The organism is Planktothrix tepida PCC 9214, assembly GCF_900009145.1.
GTDB classification, from domain to species: domain Bacteria; phylum Cyanobacteriota; class Cyanobacteriia; order Cyanobacteriales; family Microcoleaceae; genus Planktothrix; species Planktothrix tepida.
The window spans coordinates 61,862-82,350 of sequence record NZ_LN889802.1 but is presented as its reverse complement, the minus strand read 5'-3'; the positions used below and the strand labels follow the sequence as shown (position 1 = coordinate 82,350).

The 20,489-nt window shown below is 39.6% G+C and carries 15 protein-coding genes; 12 read left to right on the top strand and 3 right to left on the bottom strand.

Annotated elements, in window-relative coordinates:
* Window positions 1–12: 12 nt before the first annotated feature.
* From PL9214_RS14565 to PL9214_RS14550, 4 genes are all read left to right on the top strand, one after another.
* Entirely contained in the window at window positions 13–624 is a 612-nt protein-coding gene (locus tag PL9214_RS14565) for a hypothetical protein (protein ID WP_072719531.1), read from the top strand.
* 209 nt (window positions 625–833) lie between these two features.
* Complete coding sequence (locus PL9214_RS14560; protein WP_072719530.1) at window positions 834–2,480, top strand: glycosyltransferase family 2 protein; 1,647 nt, start codon at window positions 834–836, stop codon at window positions 2,478–2,480.
* 10 nt (window positions 2,481–2,490) lie between these two features.
* Entirely contained in the window at window positions 2,491–3,645 is a 1,155-nt protein-coding gene (locus PL9214_RS14555) for an ATP-grasp domain-containing protein (RefSeq protein ID WP_072719529.1), read from the top strand.
* 48 nt (window positions 3,646–3,693) lie between these two features.
* The gene (locus tag PL9214_RS14550; protein ID WP_072719528.1) at window positions 3,694–4,596 is read left to right on the top strand and encodes a succinate--CoA ligase subunit alpha; all 903 of its coding nucleotides are present in this window, start codon (window positions 3,694–3,696) and stop codon (window positions 4,594–4,596) included.
* Between the two features lie 83 nt (window positions 4,597–4,679).
* Here PL9214_RS14550 and PL9214_RS14545 read toward each other — a convergent pair whose 3' ends face one another.
* Window positions 4,680–10,421 (bottom strand): alpha-2-macroglobulin family protein, encoded by a 5,742-nt coding sequence (locus PL9214_RS14545; protein ID WP_072719527.1) that lies wholly within the window; start codon window positions 10,419–10,421, stop codon window positions 4,680–4,682.
* A gap of 239 nt (window positions 10,422–10,660) precedes the next feature.
* Between PL9214_RS14545 and PL9214_RS14540 the strand changes: the two genes are divergently transcribed.
* Together PL9214_RS14540 and psbM are read left to right on the top strand one after the other, a co-directional pair.
* Window positions 10,661–10,909: a Uma2 family endonuclease gene (locus PL9214_RS14540; protein WP_083580032.1), complete on the top strand. Its 249-nt coding sequence runs from the start codon at window positions 10,661–10,663 to the stop codon at window positions 10,907–10,909.
* 155 nt (window positions 10,910–11,064) lie between these two features.
* Window positions 11,065–11,178 (top strand): photosystem II reaction center protein PsbM, encoded by a 114-nt coding sequence (psbM, locus tag PL9214_RS14535; protein WP_072719526.1) that lies wholly within the window; start codon window positions 11,065–11,067, stop codon window positions 11,176–11,178.
* Window positions 11,179–11,277: 99 nt separating this feature from the next.
* On the opposite strand, the gene PL9214_RS14530 is transcribed toward psbM, so the two are convergent.
* Window positions 11,278–12,132: a universal stress protein gene (locus PL9214_RS14530; protein ID WP_072719525.1), complete on the bottom strand. Its 855-nt coding sequence runs from the start codon at window positions 12,130–12,132 to the stop codon at window positions 11,278–11,280.
* Window positions 12,133–12,247: 115 nt separating this feature from the next.
* On the opposite strand from PL9214_RS14530, the gene PL9214_RS14525 reads away from it, so the two are divergent.
* The 4 genes from PL9214_RS14525 to PL9214_RS14510 all read left to right on the top strand — a co-directional run bounded on the left by PL9214_RS14525 (window position 12,248) and on the right by PL9214_RS14510 (window position 17,423).
* Window positions 12,248–12,745, top strand: coding sequence for an acyl-CoA thioesterase (locus tag PL9214_RS14525; RefSeq protein ID WP_083580031.1), 498 nt, complete (start codon window positions 12,248–12,250; stop codon window positions 12,743–12,745).
* Window positions 12,746–12,918: 173 nt separating this feature from the next.
* The gene (locus tag PL9214_RS14520; RefSeq protein WP_072719524.1) at window positions 12,919–14,058 is read left to right on the top strand and encodes an ATP-binding protein; all 1,140 of its coding nucleotides are present in this window, start codon (window positions 12,919–12,921) and stop codon (window positions 14,056–14,058) included.
* A 212-nt stretch (window positions 14,059–14,270) separates the two neighbouring features.
* The gene (gene mutL, locus PL9214_RS14515) at window positions 14,271–15,965 is read left to right on the top strand and encodes a DNA mismatch repair endonuclease MutL (protein WP_072719523.1); all 1,695 of its coding nucleotides are present in this window, start codon (window positions 14,271–14,273) and stop codon (window positions 15,963–15,965) included.
* Window positions 15,966–16,118: 153 nt separating this feature from the next.
* Window positions 16,119–17,423: a TldD/PmbA family protein gene (locus PL9214_RS14510; RefSeq protein WP_072719522.1), complete on the top strand. Its 1,305-nt coding sequence runs from the start codon at window positions 16,119–16,121 to the stop codon at window positions 17,421–17,423.
* On the opposite strand, the gene PL9214_RS14505 is transcribed toward PL9214_RS14510, so the two are convergent.
* Window positions 17,420–19,222: a ShlB/FhaC/HecB family hemolysin secretion/activation protein gene (locus tag PL9214_RS14505; protein ID WP_083580030.1), complete on the bottom strand. Its 1,803-nt coding sequence runs from the start codon at window positions 19,220–19,222 to the stop codon at window positions 17,420–17,422. The two genes, PL9214_RS14510 and PL9214_RS14505, sit on opposite strands and share 4 nt — an antisense overlap.
* Window positions 19,223–19,503: 281 nt before the next feature.
* Here PL9214_RS14505 and PL9214_RS14500 point away from each other — a divergent pair, with 281 nt between their 5' ends.
* Both PL9214_RS14500 and PL9214_RS14495 read left to right on the top strand, forming a co-directional pair.
* Complete coding sequence (locus PL9214_RS14500; RefSeq protein WP_072719521.1) at window positions 19,504–19,836, top strand: 2Fe-2S iron-sulfur cluster-binding protein; 333 nt, start codon at window positions 19,504–19,506, stop codon at window positions 19,834–19,836.
* Between the two features lie 57 nt (window positions 19,837–19,893).
* Window positions 19,894–20,331 carry a hypothetical protein gene (locus tag PL9214_RS14495; protein ID WP_072719520.1) on the top strand — a complete coding sequence of 146 codons (438 nt, stop codon included), beginning with the start codon at window positions 19,894–19,896 and terminating at the stop codon, window positions 20,329–20,331.
* Window positions 20,332–20,489: the final 158 nt, after the last annotated feature.

Here is a 20,489-nt window from a genome sequence, read left to right as displayed (position 1 = left end):
AGGACGTTTCTGATGTCAAAAATCTATAGCACAGAGGAACTGATCCACATCTTAAATGAGGAGCGCGAGGCTTGTCTGAAAGGGGAGCGTTTGAATTTAAAGGCAACGCCTGCCGTCGGAAATCCAGTCATTGATTGTTTTTTGAAGCCGGAGGGAATTCAAAAGTTTACAGCCTATCAAAATTTTAAAGCCACCATTCACCAGTACCAAAAAGAGAATCAAGTTTCTGGGGTTCTGGAGCGAGAAATTACCGTTAAGGGAAAAACCCTACAGTTTCCCTTTGTGAATGAACAATTAATCGCCTTACCTTGTGATTTTGAACAGTTAAAAACGGCAAAAATTCGAGTTTTAAAATTTTGGCATGAGGTAACGGCGGGAATGGATTTATATTTAAGTTTAAATAGTGGTAAAGATTATCGCCAAATTTGTGTTGAAGAAGTAGATGCTATTGTTCAACGCACGGAATGGGCTTGTATTTGGAAATGGGAAAAATCTAGTTTTTTAGAGATGTTATTACAATTAGGTTGGGGACAACCTGGAGAAGCCGGAGATCGACGGGGTTGGCCTCAATCAGGAAGTGAAAATATTCATGCCGTTAAACCGGGTCAGCAGCCCATTTGTTGAAGAGGAGCAGCGCTATTTCATCTCGTTTGCCTGCATAGAACTCGATTTAGGGTTCGGTTTCTATCTGAGATCCCAAACCTAGCCATGATTCCAGCATCACCCATAAAATGCTCTCAACAGTTAATCTGCCTTGAACCGCGAAGAAGTGCCACAATATTGGATACTAGATAGCAGATTGGACGAATATTGAGGGTTAAATCAGATTATCTATGCCAAAACAGTCTTGGCCAGAAAAGGATGCTGACAGCTTATGCAACGGTGATGTAAAAGCGCTAACCAGTGATCAAGACTATCCTGATTCATCTCCGGCTTGGAAATCTCAACGGAATCAGCAGGATAGTGGGGTCAGTGGGAATGGAGCCTCAATGGTTTATCCCTCGGTAAATGTCGCTACTCCACACGCTGGCACGAGTTTTTCCCCCAAAGAGTCAAACTTCAAGGTTTGCTCCCAGTGGTATCAAGGTCGTAGACAGAAAGCGGCCGTTGCCCTTAGCTTAATTTGGGGTGGAATCATTATTCTACATTTTGTTTCTTGGGGAATGGGATTTATCCTCGGTTTAACGGGTTTATTATCCATTCATGCCTTAAGAATTTTTTTAGCCAAAACCCGCTCCCTAGACGAAAGTTTACCGGAACAACCCCAACAAAATTGGCCTTATATTTCGTTATTAGTCGCCGCTAAAAATGAAGAAGCCGTCATTGGTCGTTTGGTTAAAAATCTCTGTAGCTTAGATTATCCCAGTGATTGCTATGAACTCTGGGTCGTTGACGATAATAGCAGCGATCAAACCTCGGTTGTTCTGGAAAAACTCGCCCCAGACTATCCTCAACTCAAGGTATTACGGCGTTCAGGAAATGCTACGGGTGGGAAATCAGGGGCTTTAAATAAAGTTTTACCCTTAACTCAAGGCGATATTATCGGAGTTTTTGATGCCGATGCTCAAATCGCACCGGATATGTTACACCACGTTGTTCCTCTCTTCAATGCGGAACAGGTGGGGGCTGTCCAAGTGCGAAAAGCCATAGCCAATGCCTCGGAAAATTTTTGGACTCGTTCTCAAGCCGCAGAGATGGCTTTAGATGCTTATTTTCAAGAACAACGAATTACCATTGGTGGCATTGGAGAACTGCGGGGAAATGGGCAGTTTGTCCGACGTCAGGCTTTGTTAAGTTGTGGGGGTTGGAATGAAGAAACCATTACCGATGATTTAGATTTAACGATTCGATTGCATTTGGATCAATGGGACATTGAATGTTTGTCCTTTCCTCCGGTAAATGAAGAAGGAGTTACCCATTTTAAAGCCTTATGGCATCAACGCAATCGTTGGGCAGAAGGAGGGTATCAACGCTATTTAGATTATTGGCGTTTAATTCTCCGTAATCGCATGGGAACTTCAAAAACCATCGATTTGCTGGGTTTTTGGATTACTCAATATATCTTACCGACGGCGGCGGTTCCCGATTTGGTACTGTCTTTAATTCAACGCCGTTTACCCTTAACAACACCCTTAACTTGTTTTACCGTCACCCTGTCTTTATTGGGAATGTTTCTGGGCTTACAACGAATTCGCCAAACCAAACCCCTAAAAGTCAAAACCAATGGTCAACTCAGGAAAACCGGAGAATTGACTTCCCCAGAGTCAACAAACGTGACCTCGCCTCAACCGGCTTTGGCTCAGAGTCTAGGGTTGCGCCTCCCCGAACCCTTAACCCTGTGGATTGATACCGTTCGGGGTACGGTCTATATGCTTCACTGGTTATTAGTGGTGGGGAGTACAACGGCTCGGATTTCGATTCGTCCCAAACAACTGAAGTGGGTCAAGACCGTTCATCAAGGAACCCTAACCCCTGAATGAGGAATTGTGCATGGATTTGCTAGAGTATCAAGCTAAAACGTTATTTCGTCAAATGGCGATTCCGGTTTTACCTTCACAACGGATTGATCAAGCTCAGGATTTGAAGGGTTTGACCATCCCCTATCCGGTGGTGCTTAAATCCCAAGTCCGGGCGGGAGGAAGGGGAAAAGCCGGAGGCATTCGGTTTGTGGAAAATACCATTGATGCGGTCGCCGCCGCCCAAATGATTTTTAATTTACCCATTCGCGGTGAATGTCCCCAAGTCCTCTTAGCCGAAGCCAAATATGATGCAGACCGGGAATTATATTTAGCCGTTACCTTAGATCCGGGATCACGGCGTCCGGTGTTATTGGGATCGCAACAGGGAGGGGTGAATGTAGAAGCCACCCTTTCCAAAATTCAGCAAGTGATTGTCGATCAGGATTTTTCCTCGTTTTATGCTCGACGATTAATGTTGAAAATGGGATTAGAGGGAGATTTAATTCTCTCGGTGAGTACCATTGTTGAAAAAATGTATCGTCTATTTGTTGAGAAAGATTTAGATCTCGTTGAAATTAATCCGTTAGGCATTAGTCCGACGGGTGAAGTTATGGCACTAGATGGCAAAGTCATTGCCAATAGTGGTGCCTTGGGACGACATGAAGACTTGATTTTGCTTTTGAAAGCCCAACAAACTTATCATGCGGTTTCCCTACCGAAAATTACCGATGAATTGTTTCATCCCCAACTGAATTTAGTTGAATTAGAAGGTAATATGGGGATTTTATGTAATGGTGCTGGGTTAACCATGGCAACCTTAGATTTAGTCATGCAATCCTCTGGTAAACCTGCAAATTTTCTGAATTTAGGCGGGGCAGATCATTATGAAATTACAGAAGATTTTCGCCAACGATTATATCGGGGAATTGATTTAGTAACCCAATCCAAACAGGTTAAGGTTGTGATTGCAAATTTCTGGGTTCAACCTACGATTCGTTTCCCGCTCTTAGTGGAAATTGCCGGGTATTTAAAACGCAAAGCTCGAACAACTAATTTACCTCAATTTGTGTTTCGGTTAGCTGGAATTGAACCCGAATCCTGTCGAGAACAGTTTGCTGATTTACCTGTAAATTTATTTGATCGGTTAGATTTAGCTGTAGTGGCAGCGATTAATTTAGCAAAATAGTTTGTAACTCACCCTTGTAAAACTTCCCCCGAATTTGGATGATCAAATATGAATTTAACTCCTGATAGTAAAGTGATCGTACAGGGTACAACGATCTCGCCCTCCTTAACCCAAGCGGTTATGCAAATGAAAACCTACGGGACTCAGATTGTCGCCTGTGTCAGTCCGGGTCAGGGAGGGCAGGAGTTAAATGAAATACCAGTTTTTGATTTAGTTGAACAAGCGATTGCCAGTGTCGGAGATATCGATATTAGTGTGATTTTTGTTCATCCTTATCATGTTTTAGATGCGGCTTTAGAAGCAATGGCGGCGGGAATTCGTCAGTTAATTATTGTTACTGAAGGAATGCCCCCTTTAGATATGGTACATTTAGTCCGCAAAGCGGAAGCTACAGAAACCTTAGTCGTTGGCCCTAATTGTTCAGGAATTATTATTCCAGATCAATTGTTATTAGGAACCCATCCAAGTGAATTTTATAAACCGGGAAATGTGGGATTATTAAGTCGAAGTAGTACCTTAACTTATGAAGTAGCGGCAGAATTAACCCAAGCGGGATTAGGTCAATCGGTGGCGGTCAGTATTGGGAGTGATTTTATTGTAGGTTCTTCTTTTTTACAATGGTTAGAAATTTTAGATGAAGATGAAAATACAGAGGTGATTGTCTTAGTAGGAGAAATGGGGGGAACTAGCGAAGAAGAAGCCGCTTCTTATATCGCCGAAGCCATTGATAAACCCGTTGTTGCTTATATTGCCGGGTTACACGCTCCAGCGACTAAACTTTTAGGTCATGCTAGTTTATTAATGACTTCAAAAGTTGTCAGTAATATGGTAGATGCAGGCACTGTTGAAAGTAAAATTGCGGCTTTTAAAACGGCAGAAGTTCTCGTTGCAGAACGTCCTTCAGAAATTCCAATTTTAGTTAAAAAAGCGATCAAAAGACGGAAAAAATAATGGGACAGGTTTCAGATCTAGTAGAGTAGAGACGCGCCTTAGCGTAGCAATGCCGAAGGCTATTGGCGCGTCTCTACAGGGGACTAAGGTTTAGAAACTAATAAAGTTGTTGATGCACTGCGACCAAATTCTTCAGGAGTATATTGTAATTTAGCTTCTGCACCGGGCCATAAATATTCTCCTGGGGTAACAGACCGAACTAAATAATGCAGTTGATAAACCCCCGGTTCTAAACGATCACTATAGGCAATAATTCGATCCTTGTAAATGGTTTGATAGTTAATTTCCCAACTACTTTTTTGAGCTTGTACTGCCAAATTAGTCGTTTTAAAACTAGCATCAATCGCTTCAAATCCAGCCGGAAGGGGATCAGTAATCATCACCTGATCAATGGGATGATCAGTAATAATATCTAACCCAATATCAAACACTTGTCCAGGTTGAACTTTCAAAAGCTGTTGAGGAGAGTTTAAATCAATTGTTTGTAAAACTTTATCCTCATCAGCAGAACGAATTGTTCGGGTAATTCTTAAGCCATTTAATCGTCCCGGTTGATTTCCTTCTAAACGATACCGATAGGCAACCCAATAATTTAATAAACCTTGATTAGATTGTTGGAGAATTAAATCATTTTTGCCTTTTGGTAATTCTGACATCGGTACATTCAAACGATAACTCGAATCTTTATACCCCTTAAATTGAGTTTCTCCTAAAGTTTGATTTCCGAGTTGAATGGCAATATTAAAGTTAGGAGGTGTCGTTTCCGTGTCTGCATAAGCAACTAAAGCTGTTAACGCTTGTGCATTATCATAACTACTTCCCCAAGTGCCATCTTTACGCAGATTCAATAAACTTTGTACCAGTTTATCAACGGTTTGAGATTGGGGATTTTGGGTGATCACTAAACGTAATCCTTGAGATTGAATGGTTGTCGGAGAATTTAACCAACGGTAGCCTTGGGGGAAATTGAGCGTCGCAGTTCTTCCGGTGATATAGATCTGTTTCTGGACTTGCTCAAAGAGACGATTATACTCTTCTTTCCATTGAGGAAATTGGGATAAATAACGCACCAATTTAATTTGGTTAACAGTATCAAATTCCTCAAAGTTTTGCAAGATAGTATCTAAGAAATCACTGCGTTTTTCTCCCAAATTATCCAAAGCAATTAACGCATTTAACCGAATTTCATTTTTACAAACGTCCTCGGTACAAAAGTCATATTTCCCAGGGTCATTAACACCTTGTATTAAATAGGTTTTTAGGGAACTAATTACCTGAGAATCAACAGCAAACCCTGCTTTTTGAGCTTGAGCTAAGGCTTCCCCCGTATAAGCTGAAAGGATAGGATCAGAGGCTTTTAAACCCGGATAAGCTTCAATCCCGCCATTTTCCTGTTGTAACGTCTTAATCTGAGCTAAAGCTGTTTTAGCACGTTCAGGTAACTGCAATTCACTCAAACTTTGATTGTATTTTTTACCCAAAATTTCCAAATTAGCAGCGATGAGCAATTCACTTACAGCCGGTTCCAGAAAAGGAAATTTTTCTTGATTAAAAACTTGTTCAGCAGAAGCCGTTAATTGAGGAATTAAGGTACTCGCTAAATTAATTTCTAATCCTCCCACATCAGGAACAACTTTTTTACTAATATTCAGGGGAATGGTGACGGAATTTGTCGTGCGTCCTGACTCAATCACCTGTTCAATAACGTTAAACGTTTTAACTTCTAAAGGCACTTCAAACCCATCGAATTTGTTGTTGAATTCCGTTTTGAACTGAACTTTAGCGTTACCCGCTTGTTTCACTAAAATTGGAAAACGATAAGCATTGGTTCCAGCTTCAGCTTTGGTTTTTAAAGTTTGTTGATTCGTATTTCCAGGAGAAAATTGAATCCCGCCATTAACGGTTCCTGTAATATTTAAGTTACCTTGTTCTTCCGTTAAATTGGTAATGGATAATCCTGCTAAAATGCGATCGCCAGGACGAGCAAATTGAGGTAAAATGGGATTAGAAATTAACGCTTGAGTGGTAATAAATGTGGTTTCCTCCGAACCAAATTTAAGATTTCCATCCGTTGCGACAACCATGACTCGCCAAGTCGTCAAATCATCAGGAACCTTGAAATTAACCGTTGCTTTTCCTTGATTATCCGTAACAATTGAACCGTTATAAAAAGCTAAAGGTTGAAATTCTTTGCGAATTCGAGGATTAGCAGTTGCAGTGGATAAACCGCCTCCATAACCCCAACCTTTTGCTAACGGAGAGGCGACTTGATTTAAAATAACCGCCGGACGATTATCACTAAATCGGGTGGAAATGGGTTGGTCAGCATAGACTGTTTCGATTAAATTGGGGGGACGAGAACCATTAAGTTGTAAAATCGAATCATTCACTACCATTACCGTCAATTGTCCGCGAACAGGTTGATTTTGGGCATCTGTTAAAGTTAAATTTAAGGTTTGTTTAGAACTGGGTTCTAGCTTGTTGTGTTGAGGATTAACTTGGACTTTGAGATATTGATCTTCGAGATTAATATTAAACGGTGTTAACCCAATTTTAGCTAAGTTTTCTAAGCTCCCCGGTTCAAGGTCAGAAATGGGTTTTCCTTGTCGAACTAATACCGCTTCAACTGCTGCATTCGGTAACATTTCAGTAGTCACTTGAAACTTGATTTCTGGCGCGCTTCCTTTAACTTTTATGACCGTTTGATACAGAGGTTTATCGCGGACGACGGCAAAATATAATTCTCCTTCAGGATAGGGAGATTGAATTAAAGCCGTTGCCGTTTCTCCAGGTTTATAGGTAGTTTTATTGAGTTTAATTTCTAAACGGTTCTCGTCTATCCCTCCCCAGTTCACCAATTCATTTCCTGTTACCCAAATCTGTAAATCTGTGGCTGTAATTTCATCCTTGGTGTCACTAAAATTCGCCCGAATACGATAGGAACCTGACTCTGGGGCAGTTAAAGAAACCGTTTGTTCTTGTTGACCCGATTTGACATCAATTTGAGCAACTGTTTGATATTGAATTTGGTTTTTGTTGGTTTGTGCACCTTCTACTACCCGTGTAACCTGGCTATAATCCATTTTTTGCAATTGCAAATTCACCCCAACATTTTCTAAGGGTTTTCCCTGATAATCGGTAACAATGACATCAATGGGTAAGGGTTTACCTGCTTCTCCAATAAAGGGTGTTTTTAACCCAATTAAACGATTACTGGGAAGGGCAATAAACGATTGAGAATTGGCAACGGATAAATTAGAAATATCCGTCACTTCTACATCAACACGATAGGTCATGGGATACGGTAAATCTTTGGCAACGGTAACGGTTTTACTTCCCAAACCCTGAGCATCTAACGGTTGATTTTCTTGCAACACACTATCAGAAACATTCGGTTTTTCTTCTGGCCAAAACCATTGGCGACCAAAGGAATAATTCTCCCATCCTTTCGGAATAAAATCCGTTGCTGTCCGGGTGACATAATATTGAGCTAAACCCTCCGCAACGGGAGAACCAAATAAATATTCACTCTTAGCATTAGCCGTAATTGTTTCTCCAATTTGAGCAAATGGTTGATTTAAACTTAGATCTACTTTAAAATTAGGGGGTTTAAATTCAGCGACACGAAAATCGCCTAAAATTTCTATCCCATTTTGATTTTTTGCCCGAACAATATAATTCCCTAATGGTTGGTTTTCTGTTAAGGGCAATTCTACAGAAAATGTTGCAAATTCGTTAGTTTTATACTCTCCCAAAGTTTGGATTTGCTTTTTAGGATTTTCTAATGTCACGGTATAACTTTCATTTTTATTCGGTTTTAAGGTTCCTTTATCTAAGGAGTATGCCATAGCCGTTAAGGCAACTTTTTCTCCGGGTTTATAAAGTTGACGGTCGGAAAAAATCACTCCCCGTGATGAAATTTGTTGGTCTTCCCAATTGGCGTCAATTCCATAACCGTAAGCTCCACTATAGGAAAAAGTTCGAGTAAATGCCCAATCTTTGCCTTCTTTAGCAATCACTAATAATTCCGGTGCTTTAGCAAATCGTTTCCCCTTCATACATTGCTGTAACTGTTGAGAATTAAACACTAACATTCCCTGTTCGTCAGTCGTTCCCGTTGCACAAGCTTTGGGTTGAGGATAGGATTTCGCCTCCAGTTGAGATGGATAAATATCCACCGATACCCCCTCAGCAACGGAACCCGTATCTAAGTGATGAACTCGAACTAATCCTGATTCTGGAAACCATTGAGCAAAGACTCCTAAATTAGTTAACTGTACCAGTCCATAAAATTGAGGTTCACTCCATTTTTGTTGACCTTCTTGTTGATATTGAGTGGTTTTTGCTGTCACCCCATAGGCTAAAAGTCCCGTATTTCGGCCTAATTTTTCTCGTAAATTAATGGAAGTTTCTTGAACTTTATTTTTCGGGGTAGAAGCCACAAACGTTGCCCATTTTTCTACGGGAGGCAATAAATTTTTCCCCTCGTTTCTGGGGTAAGCACTATCGGTATAAACTAAATCTGTTGGTTGAACAACGTTATAACTCGCTTGATATTGAGATTGAGGTAAATTTAATGTGGAAATATTGAGTTCTAAATTCTGTTGAGAGGGAAAAATATTGAGTCCTGAAGGGACAAAAATATCGGGGGTTAAATCTCCGGTTTTATGAGTAATAGTAACAGGTTTGCCTAGTTTCTGGTTAAATTGATCTTCAAGTTCTCCCCCTATGGTAATTGTATAATTGGTTTGGGGTTCTAAAGCCCAAGGATTCAGGGTTACAATGTCATTATTATCATAGGCTTGGATTAATTTAATATCGGGTTTTGGTGACGGTTTAATGGTAATATTTTTAAGGGCAGATTCTGCAATAATTCCATTATTAAATTGCAGTTGGGGGTTTCCGGTTACAAACCGTCCTGATGTTCCTTCTATGCTGGCTTTACCGGGAAGTTGTAAACTGATAAATTTTAACGAGTCATAGGTTTTAATCAAGCTAGAAATTTCAACTTGAGTCTCTAAATTTCCTTGCGCCGGACGTAACCCAGGTGTGATTTTAAATTGATATTGGGTAGCGGTTTGTAAAAGTTGTTTAGGCGTAACAATATATTCTTTGGTTTGAACAGCCGGATTAAATTTAACGTCGGGTTCAATGGGGGTTTTATTTTCTTCGGGTTCTGCAAGTTTAACCTCAACTGGAATCACTTGATTTGTTTTTTGTGAAATCAGTTGTAAATGTTGTTTTAAAGAGTTTAAATCTAATTCTACGTTAGAGTTAAATTTGAGTTGGGGATTTAATCCTAAAGGGTTTTCTGGAGATTCCGGTTGTTCTTTACTTCCCGGTAAATTTGATAATTTTATCGGTTCGGTGGCAAATGTCCAGGCGATATCCTGCTCTAATTGATGTTGGTTTAAATCGGCTAATCCTTTTTTAACAGTGACTTGTAACCGAGTTGCTAAAGGTAATGCTTTATCAGCTTGAAATCCGACCATTTTTGGGGTTAAAAATCGAAATTCTCCGGGTATTTTAGGGGTAATTTCAAAGTTTTTGAGTAATTTTTTTTGTCGAGAACTCTCTAAATTTTCAACCGGAATTAAAGGATCTTTAAAAATAACATGAATTTGGCTTAATTCTGGACTATCCCCTAACGGATTAATGGCTTCAATCCAGGTAGGAAGTTGGGGTTTGGGTAAATCAGCCACCATCGGAATCACTTCGCTAACCGGAGAATGACTGATGATGCGACATCCCACCAGAGTTAAGATAAACAGAAAAACGAAGATAAACCGCCTGCGACGGAGACGGAGTTGAGTAAAATTTCTCATCGTCTTTAATTAAAATACTTCCTTTTGTAATAACAGATATTTCAAGTGAAATTCCCGAAAATTCCAGAAGATTTAATTTTAGTTTTTATTTGAATTTCAAGGGAACAAGAGAATCGGATTTTGAGCAAATATTTGTTACAAAAGTTAACAATAAAAAAGATGAGTTTGTTCAAGGAAACGGTTCATTTTCAAGACATTTATGTTAAATTAAATCCTAAAGTTTTAAGATTGAGATTAATATGGAAACCAATATTTTGACTTTACCCCCTCTTTTAACATTAAAACTTGATTTAACGGCGGAACAATTTTGGCAAATGCAAGAATATCAAGAAAATGGGGCAAAATTAGGATGGTTAATTAATCGGAAACAGCAACAAATTGAAATCTATCGCTTGAATCAAGATGTGGAAATTTTAGATTATCCAAACCAAATTTCAGGAGAGGACATTTTACCCGGTTTTGTGTTAGATTTAACTACAATTTGGTAAGTTGTGCTTACCTATCACCGCAACACTGAAGACCAGGGAGAGGAACTCCGTACTTGGTACTCCGCACTCGGCAACCATTAACACTATACGGAAACGTCAATCAATGATATCCTATGTCTATTAGAATTTTCTGTTTAAGTTAAGGTAGGGCAATTATGCAAGTTAATGATCTGGGTTTTGTTGCCAGCATTTTGTTCGTGCTAGTTCCGGCTGTTTTCCTGTTGATTCTGTATATCCAAACTCAAAGCCGGGAAGGAAAACAAGGTTAATTTCGTTTTTCCTAAATTTTAGTTGAATTTTCATTCAAAAAAGCGCCCTCAGACTATTACTGTGGCGCTTTTTTCTAATTAGGGTTGATTCAGAAGAAATTATGCGCTGGTTGTTCGGGTTAATAACACAGGACAACTCGCATAAACTCGAACATAATCTGATAGTGAAGCTCCTAACAATCGGTCTAAGTCGATGAAGCTCTTCGCTACGTTGGGGCGACGGTCTGGGGAACCCAACATCAATAAATCAGCGTTTGCTTCTTCAGCAACACGACATAATTCAGGGCCGGGTTTACCAATCCCACTGACACAACGGTAGCTAATTCCCATGCGTTTTGCTTCTTCAATAGCAGGGGCTAAAATCGGGTCTCTTTCGGCATTCATACTGAAATCTTCGCTCGATTTCCCCGATAAATCTTTATTAATATGGACTAAAATCAGTTGAGCACCTGGAAGATCTTTAGCAAAGGAAATCGCCAACTGCAAACACTGTTTAGAGGATTCAGAACCGTCCACCGCTACCATAATTTTGCGGAGTTTTTTGACATAAGTATCGTCCTTAACTAATAGCATCGGACGACTGGTTAATTGAAACACATATTGACTAACGGAGTTTTCCAAAATGGCTTGAATGCGTCCCAGACCCCGTGAACCCATAATAATTAAATCCGCATCTTCCTCATCAGCCACTTGACAGACAATATCTTTAGGGTCACCTTGTTTAAGTTGAGGAGTAATTTGTTTAGAGTCAAGGTGAATTGATTTAACAGCCTCCGCCAAAATTTTTCCCCCCTCCTCTAACTTTTCTGACATTGTATCTGAACTGACTTGAGGGGAAACAACGTGCAGAACCGTGACAGATGCTTGTTGGAAGGAGGGGATATCCAACAGCATATTCAGCATTTCTTCGCACAATCCCCGACCTGCAACAGCAACTAGAATTTTGTTTATCATCTGTATTTCCTTGGATTAAAATAAATGATTTGTCAGTGGTCAGATTACATCCGACTCGGATTAAAAAGGTTCTATACCTAGAATAAACCTGACTGTTGACAGATAATTTGTAGAAATGTTGCGTTCTCAATCTATTTGTAACGTGTTTGAAACAAATCCTTTCCCTCAGTCTCGGCTCTCAACGGATACCGCTTCCGAACAGCCTTGGTTTGACTATATTGTGCGAGTTTTTCCCCACCATACCGACTATGGCGGGATTGTTTGGCATGGAACTTATCTGTCTTGGCTGGAAGAAGCGCGGGTAGAACGGTTACGTTTGACCGGATTGGAGTATCATACTTTAGTAGAAATCGGGTGCGAATTGCCGGTTGTGTATCTCAATATTCGTTATCATCAACCCGTGAAAATGGGCATGGAGATTGTTGTTAAAAGTCGAATCCTACCAACAAAAGGCGTGCGATTGCCCTGGGAATATCGGATTGAATCCTTAGACGGTCAATGCCTTTATCTTACGGCTCAAGTAACTTTAGTTCCCATAGACCGACAAACCGGAAAAATTATGCGTTGTCTACCTCCGGTGTTGCAAGCATCTTTAGCTCAACTGCTGGATTAACTCAAGCTATAATTGAGTCATGATATTGAACTTTCGTTTTTTGATCCCCAAAACCTAATCCAATCCTACCTTTGAAATCCCTCTTTTCTTAACTATCAAGCCCTTTCTCTTCCCCTGTTTAACGCTACAAGAGCGGATCACTCCTATTCTGCATAATAACCCGGTATTTTGAAATGGATCTAGCCTCCCATCGATTTATTAGTTATTTTGATGCTCCAGAAGCTCAACAACTCTGTGATCTCGCCGTTGTTGAACAATTTACAGACCAATCTATTATTTTTGAAGAAGGGGAAGACCCTAGTTTTTTATACTTAGTTTTAGAAGGTCAAGTTGAGTTTAAAAAACAAGCTTCCTTGAATCAATATCAAACCGTTGCTGTTGCTAAAGCCAATGACTTTTTTGGAGAATTTGGGGTTTTAGATGGACAACCTCGCAGCGCTAGAGCAATGGCGGCTGGAAAAATCAAATTAGCCAAAATTTCCCGACCTCACTTGATGGAAATTTTAAGCAATGCTAAGGGTAAAGTTATTCTGAATTTATTTAGTTATATTATTCACCATTTGCGAGTGACTACTAATCAATATGTTAATCAGTTGGTTCGGAAAGAAAAAATGGAATTAGTCGGGGAAATGGTCAATACCATTTTGCATGACTTTAGAAGTCCTTTTACCGGAATTCAGTTATCCAGCGCCATGCTGAAGGAAATGCACCCCGATGAAGAAACGGAAGAATGGTGTGATTTAATTTCGATGCAAATTCAACGAATGTTAGGCATGGCGGAGGAAGTTTTGGAATTTGCCAAAGGCAGCACGGTCTTGTATCGCCGACCCGTTTATGTTGCTAAAATGCTGGAACATTTTGAGAAATTAAATCGAGTTTATTTTCAATCCACTCAAGTTGAGTTCTCTGTGAAGGCGGATGATGATTGTATTATTTATGTTGATGAAAATAAATTGATTCGAGTCTTTCAAAATTTAGTGGGGAATGCGGTAGAAGCCTTTGAAAAACCAGGAGGAAAAATTGTAATCACCACCTCAAAAACTCCAGGCTGGGTTACGATTGCCATTGCGGATAATGGCCCTGGAATTCCTGAAGCCATTCGAGAGCATTTATTTGATGCTTTTGTCACCTATGGAAAACGCAGTGGGACGGGATTAGGAACAGCAATTGCTAAATCAATTATTGATGCTCATGGCGGTAAAATCGAGTTTAAATCGATTGCTCACGAAGGCACTACGTTTTATATTCTATTGCCAGAAACCCAACCCCAAGAAATGCTAGAAGAAGTTGCTGAAGAAGTCAAATTACACTAAAATTAAATTATAGTAGGGAACAGGGAACAGGGAACAGGGAACAGGGAACAGGCAGGAAAAGGGTTCTCTGCTCATGGTTTTAGCATCAGTTTATGTCCTAACTGCCTTGGCAACTGCTATAAGTGTTAACCCTGACATCAGGATAGGAACTGTAGGGAAAGAATAAACTCGATCTCTACAGCACTTTAACGTTAAACTTAACTTCTTTTCCATTGAATTTAATTCGTCCACTCCCCCAAGATGTTGTTTATTTAATTGCGGCTAGTGAAGTTATTGATTCCTTAGCCGCTGTGGTTCGAGAATTAGTTGAAAATGCCTTAGATGCCAACGCAACTCGGATTACAATCTCTGTATTGCCGGAATTGTGGCGGGTACAAGTGGCGGATAATGGCTTAGGAATGGATTTAGCCAATTTAAAACAAGCTGCCACCGCCCATAGTACCAGTAAAATTAATACTATTACTGATTTATTTCAAATTAAAAGTTTAGGATTTCGTGGGGAAGCGTTACATAGTTTAGCGCAATTGTCGGATTTAGAAATTATTAGTCGTCCGAGTTCTCCTTCTGCTTCAAGTTCCGGTTGGCGAGTTCATTATAATCAGCAAGGAGAAGCAATTAAAACGGAAACTATTGCTGTTGCATCGGGAACCGTTGTTACTGTTTCTAATTTATTTGAAAATTGGCAAACTCGTCGCCAATCTTTACCTTCTTCTGCTCAACAATTGCGGGGAATTCAGTTAACAATTCAGCAAATTGCCTTATGTCATCCCCAGGTTACTTGGCAACTTCGTCAAGGTAATACTCCTTGGTTTCAAATTAGTCCGGGGGTCAATGCTCAACAGATTTTACCTCAAATTATTAAAAATATTCGTTTGAGTGATTTATATTATTTAAAAATCCCGCAAAATTTTGATAATATTAATGAAGAAACTATTGAATTAATATTAGGATTACCCGACCGATGCCATCGTCGTAAACCTGATTGGGTGAAGGTTGCAATTAATGGTCGTATGGTGCGATCGCCTGAATTAGAACAAACCTTATTAACGGCTTTAGCGCGAACTTGTCCCCGTGATCGCTATCCCATTTGTTTTATTCATGTTCACCTTTCTCCTGAACAAATAGACTGGAATCGTAACCCGGATAAAAGTGAAATTTATCTCCAAAACTTAAACTTATTACAAGAACAAATCAGTCAAGGAATTGACCAAGCTTTACGGTTAAATTTTGATCGAATTTCCCTACCTCAAAATCGAATCGATCAGTTAATAAAAGTCTCAGAAGAAAAGGGAAAGTATCAAATTAATTCTTCGATAAACTCTAATTTAGAAGAATCTGCAACTTCCTCTCACAATGAATTAGGGATGATCGAAATTAAAGCGATCGCCCAAGTTCTTAATACTTATATTATTGCAGAACATTCTAGCGGATTATGGTTAATTGAACAACATATTGCCCATGAACGGGTTTTATATGAACAAATTTGTGATCAATGGCGATTAGTTCCTCTCGAACCCGGTATTATTTTACAATCTCTATCAACAGCCCAATTAGAACAAATGCAGCGTTTAGGATTAGAAATTGATCTGTTTGGCGAGGGGGTTTGGGTTGTTAGAAATGCACCGGAATTATTAGCAAAACGCAGTGATTGTTCAGAAGCTTTATTAGAATTAAGTTTAGGCGGAGATTTACAAGCTGCCCAAGTTGCAACGGCTTGTCGTAGTGCGATTAAAAATGGAACATCTCTGAGTTTAACCCAAATGCAAACTTTATTAGATCAATGGATCAAAACTCGAAATCCCCGGACTTGCCCCCATGGTCGCCCGATTGTTTTACAATTAGAAGAATCTTCCCTATCTCGGTTTTTCCGTCGCCATTGGGTGATTGGAAAAAGTCATGGGATTTAAGCAATTTTTGCTCAATAAAATTATATAGCAGTACGCATGAAAGTGTTTGACAATTCTAAATCCTAAAACCCTTTCAATGCTTACTGTTCCCTGTTCCCTGTTCCCTGTTCCCTAGTGCTATACAATAAAAAAATCTATTTATATCAATTTCCCATGGTAAATCCTATTCTCGATCAAATCTTACAACTCGCCACTCAAAAAGCAGATGATGTTGAGGTTTATTATCTGTCGAGTCAGAATACTCCCATTGAGTTTGAAAATAATCGCCTCAAGTCCCTACAAACAAAAGCGAGACAAGGAGTAGCATTACGACTCATTCACCAAGGTAAATTAGGATTTGCCAGTTCAACGGATTTAACCCGTTTAGAAGATTTAGTAGAAGCAGCCTTACAAACTTCAGAAATTGGAGCCCCGGCTGATTTTGAATTCGCTGCGGATGTACATTTATCTTCTCCAGCTTCCGCCTTTATTCCTCCCGCAACTCAAGAATTAGTTGAAATCGGAAAAAACTTGATTGAACAGGTACTTAATTATAATCCTGAAATCTTAGTCAGTGTGGGATTTAATATTTCTCGTCAACAAATCCAAATTGCCACAAATCAGGATGTTTATGCAGAACGTTCTAGTCAGTTATTCAGTGCTTCCTTATCGGGAAATTTAGTCAGAGGAGAAGATTTTTTAGAAATTGCCTGTTATGATGTCGCCAGCGATCGCCCTTTACAAACTGACCGCTTACTCCAAGACTTAATCCGAAAATATTCCCTAGCCGAACAAAAAGCCACGATTCAAAGTGGGACTTTCCCCATCTTTTTTACCCCTCAAGCGGTTGCGAGAATATTTGGGGGATTATTCAGAACAATTTTATCCGGTCAAACTATTGTTCAAAAATCTTCCCCCTTACTTGATAAAATCGGAGAAACTTTATTTGATTCTCGCTTAAGTTTATATGAAGACCCCAATTTCGGCCCCTCCGCCTGTTCTTTTGACGATGAAGGAACTCCCACCACCGTCAAACGATTCATTGATCACGGAACAATAAATCAATTTTATTGGGATCGACAATGGGGAAGTCGTGGCCAAATTTCATCCACCGGAAATGGATTTCGCGGGGGGTTATCTCGTCCCAGTCCATCCTTAGTTAATTTATGTCTTGAACCCGGACAAACCTCAACAGAAGATTTAATTGCTAGTATTGATGAAGGCTTAATTGTGGATCAAGTTTTAGGGGCGGGTCAATCAAATCAACTCGCAGGAGAATTTTCCGTTAACCTCGATTTAGGCTATAAAGTTGAACAAGGTAAAATTGTCGGTCGGGTGAAAAATACAATGGTAGCCGGAAATATTTTTGAAGCTTTTAAACAGTTAGTGGATTTAGGAAATCAACCGGAATGGGTGGGAAGTAGTTCCTATGTTCCTAGTTTATTATTTCAACAGTTAGGAGTTGCAGCTAAACATTAAAACGGACTCCAATTGAGTAGAAAATAAATCCCTTGTTCCTGTAAGGTGCGATCGCCGGACTCTATTTTAATTAAAGGAATTCCCCAGTCAATTCGTGCAGTCAAGCGATCGCTATATTTCCACCTTAATCCTAACCCGACGGACAATAACGTGCGATCGGGTAACTCCAATTCTCCCGGCGCATTCCAACCTTGACCAAAATCTATAAAGGGGGTGAGTTGTAAGACTCCCTGACCATTTTTGGTGCGAACTAGGGGATAACGCAATTCTGCGGAAGCGAAAATCACATTATCGCGTAACAACACATCCTGACGATACCCTCGCACACTTTCCATCCCTCCCAGTCCCATTTGTTCTAAGGGGAGTAATTCTTGGTTCGTCAGTTGCACATCAGACCGCAATAAAAACAACGTATCCGGTGCTAACAACCGCACCCACTGCGCCTGACCCCGCCAAGCAAAATATTGACTATCCGGTTGATCTGAACTCAAAGTTGCATCCAACAGTCCGACACCAAAACTCAATTGCGATCGCACCGCAAACACCTGTTTTGGCCCCTGATAGGTATATTCTTGAGAAAAGCGCAAAATCGAAAGTCGCGTTTTCCCGTCCTCCTCAGCCCCTCTGGACAAAGGAAAACCCACCCCTAAAATGCTGGTATCACTTTCCCGACGACCAAAGGTTAACCCTAATGCGAATTCTTCTGTGGGGGTTTGAATAATGGGTTGGCGAACGCGGAATTCATAACTAACACTATTAGCTTTAATATCTAAATCGTTAAACGGGGGTTCCACAATTCGACTATTAGTATAGTTAAAATAAAAGCCTAATGTCGTATTGCGAGAGCTAACGGGAAAGGTATACAACGTATCAACAATATTACTCCCCTGAGTATTACTATAGGACAAGTCTAAGCGATCGCCTTGTCCTAATAAATTCCCTTCACTGACTTCAATTCCCCGTTCCCATGATCCGACCGTCGGAGAGCGATTATTATCGGTAAATAAATTAACATTAAAGGTGTCTGCCGTTTCAAACGTAACATTCAGAATACTTTCACCTGGATTAATTCCGGTTGCTAATTCCGCCGAAATCCTTTCCACAACCGGATCAAGTTGCAGCAATTGTAAAGCTTGTAGAAGGTGTTTTTGATTAAAGGGTTTACGAGTTACTAATTCCAACCGACTTTTAACATAGTTAGGATTTAACCGCCCTTTTCCTTCAATATTAATGTTTGTAATTCTTCCTTCTAAAACTGAAATGGTCACGGTTCCATTCGTTAAGGTTTGGGGTGGAATGAATGCACCGGACGTAATATAACCCTGAGAAATATAAAAATTTGTCACCGCAGAACGCGCTTGCAATAATTCAGTAAAGGTGATCGGATGACCCACAAAGGGTTTAGTGATTTCCGCTAACTGTTGATCGCTAAAAACCGTATTCCCTTCAAATTCAAACCGTTCAATTGTAATAGTATTCAAACTCTCAGGAATTTGTTCTGAGGGAATTGGGGTAGGAACTGACGGAGAAAGCAAGGGTTCTAATGGAGGAGAAGGAGAAAGAAGTTGAGGTTCTGGGGGTGAGGGTTGAGGGGGAATTGGGATAATTGATCCGTCGTGGGGTAAAGATTCAGGACGTTGATCTGTTAGAGGAGGACTCACCTGAGCAAAGGCAGAATTGATCTGTAAAAGTAGGATTAAAAGTTGAGAATAGGCAGGAAAAAAACGAAGTTTAATATTAAGTTTTAAAGAATTAAAACAAAAGTTTTTGATGTTAAAAAAATGTAAAAAATGAGGCATAAAAAAATATATAAATCTGGTTTTACTAGAGTCTTAGAAGTTAAGGAATCCAGAAATTGAAAATAGTCCAGAGCATGAATATTTCATCAACCTCCAGAGCCTTGATTCTTCTATTGATTTCTTTCTTCAATTCAGCCAATCTAAATCCTGATTATTAGCCATTTTAACTTTTGCAACAAATTGATATCAAGATTAGAGATCTTGGGTCTACAGTATCTCCTTCTTCTTTTATAATTAAAAATTAGGCTACTCCTGAACAGCAATTGAGTCAAATTTTTACAATGACCGTTTATCAAGTCCGCTTAATTAACGAAGCTCAAGGTTTAGATTGCACCATTCCGGTTCCTGATGATCAGTATATTCTCGATATTGCAAAAGACAATGGTATTCGTCTACCATCAGGATGTGAACAAGGAGATTGTTCAGTTTGTGTTGCTAAACTCCTCAACGGTCAAGTTGATCAACGTGAACAAAAATTTCTCCGTCCTGCGGAAATCGCGCTGGGGTATACTGTAACCTGTGTTGCTTATCCTCGTTCAGATTGTACCCTCTATACCCATCAAGAACAAGTTTTATATCAATCCTCTCTTTATCATCAACCCAATTCAGATTGATATTTATCCCTTGATTCATCTAAACTCGCCGTCAAAACTTAACTTTTTATTCTTAATATGGATCGTTTTTTATACGAAAAATCTATTTCTTATCAAGGGTATTTAATTATTCCCTTCGTTCGAGTAACGGTGAGTGATAAAAAGATTTATTCTTATATGTTATTATCCCAATGGGGACATAAAGGAAAATTTCACAAATCTGAAAATCCGGCTGATCTCTATTGTAGTCAACTGGAAAAAATTATCGAAATTGCTCAAGATCATTTAGATCACTATTCGGATATTGTTCCTAAAGAAGATTATTTTCACTGTCGATATACCTATCAAAATGATTTAATTGTAATTTATCAAGAAGCGGAAAAATACTTTTACGATCATTACAAACCTTATAGTTTAAATAATATTGCAGCCCCTAAACTTTTCCTTTCACAACAAGATTGTATTAATTGGGTCAAAGCCGGATTAGATCGTTCTGGGACAGTCACCGAGCCATAAAAAACTCTTGTACATTAACTATGGAACCAATTCGGTTGTGCGGGGCGTGTTATGCTGAATCTCCTTGTCATAAGCTGCGTAGCAGCTTGATTTAATAAACGGCATTTCCCTTGTTTTTAATTTTACGATGCCAATTGATGATTAGCTTTCCTTCATTA

Coding starts and splice junctions, on each gene's coding strand:
- PL9214_RS14565 (WP_072719531.1), top strand. CDS start 13: ATGTCAAAAATCTATAGCACAGAGGAACTGATCCACATCTTAAATGAG.
- PL9214_RS14560 (WP_072719530.1), top strand. CDS start 834: ATGCCAAAACAGTCTTGGCCAGAAAAGGATGCTGACAGCTTATGCAAC.
- PL9214_RS14555 (WP_072719529.1), top strand. CDS start 2,491: ATGGATTTGCTAGAGTATCAAGCTAAAACGTTATTTCGTCAAATGGCG.
- PL9214_RS14550 (WP_072719528.1), top strand. CDS start 3,694: ATGAATTTAACTCCTGATAGTAAAGTGATCGTACAGGGTACAACGATC.
- PL9214_RS14545 (WP_072719527.1), bottom strand. CDS start 10,421: ATGAGAAATTTTACTCAACTCCGTCTCCGTCGCAGGCGGTTTATCTTC.
- PL9214_RS14540 (WP_083580032.1), top strand. CDS start 10,661: ATGGAAACCAATATTTTGACTTTACCCCCTCTTTTAACATTAAAACTT.
- psbM (WP_072719526.1), top strand. CDS start 11,065: ATGCAAGTTAATGATCTGGGTTTTGTTGCCAGCATTTTGTTCGTGCTA.
- PL9214_RS14530 (WP_072719525.1), bottom strand. CDS start 12,132: ATGATAAACAAAATTCTAGTTGCTGTTGCAGGTCGGGGATTGTGCGAA.
- PL9214_RS14525 (WP_083580031.1), top strand. CDS start 12,248: ATGTTGCGTTCTCAATCTATTTGTAACGTGTTTGAAACAAATCCTTTC.
- PL9214_RS14520 (WP_072719524.1), top strand. CDS start 12,919: ATGGATCTAGCCTCCCATCGATTTATTAGTTATTTTGATGCTCCAGAA.
- PL9214_RS14510 (WP_072719522.1), top strand. CDS start 16,119: ATGGTAAATCCTATTCTCGATCAAATCTTACAACTCGCCACTCAAAAA.
- PL9214_RS14505 (WP_083580030.1), bottom strand. CDS start 19,222: ATGCCTCATTTTTTACATTTTTTTAACATCAAAAACTTTTGTTTTAAT.
- PL9214_RS14500 (WP_072719521.1), top strand. CDS start 19,504: ATGACCGTTTATCAAGTCCGCTTAATTAACGAAGCTCAAGGTTTAGAT.
- PL9214_RS14495 (WP_072719520.1), top strand. CDS start 19,894: ATGGATCGTTTTTTATACGAAAAATCTATTTCTTATCAAGGGTATTTA.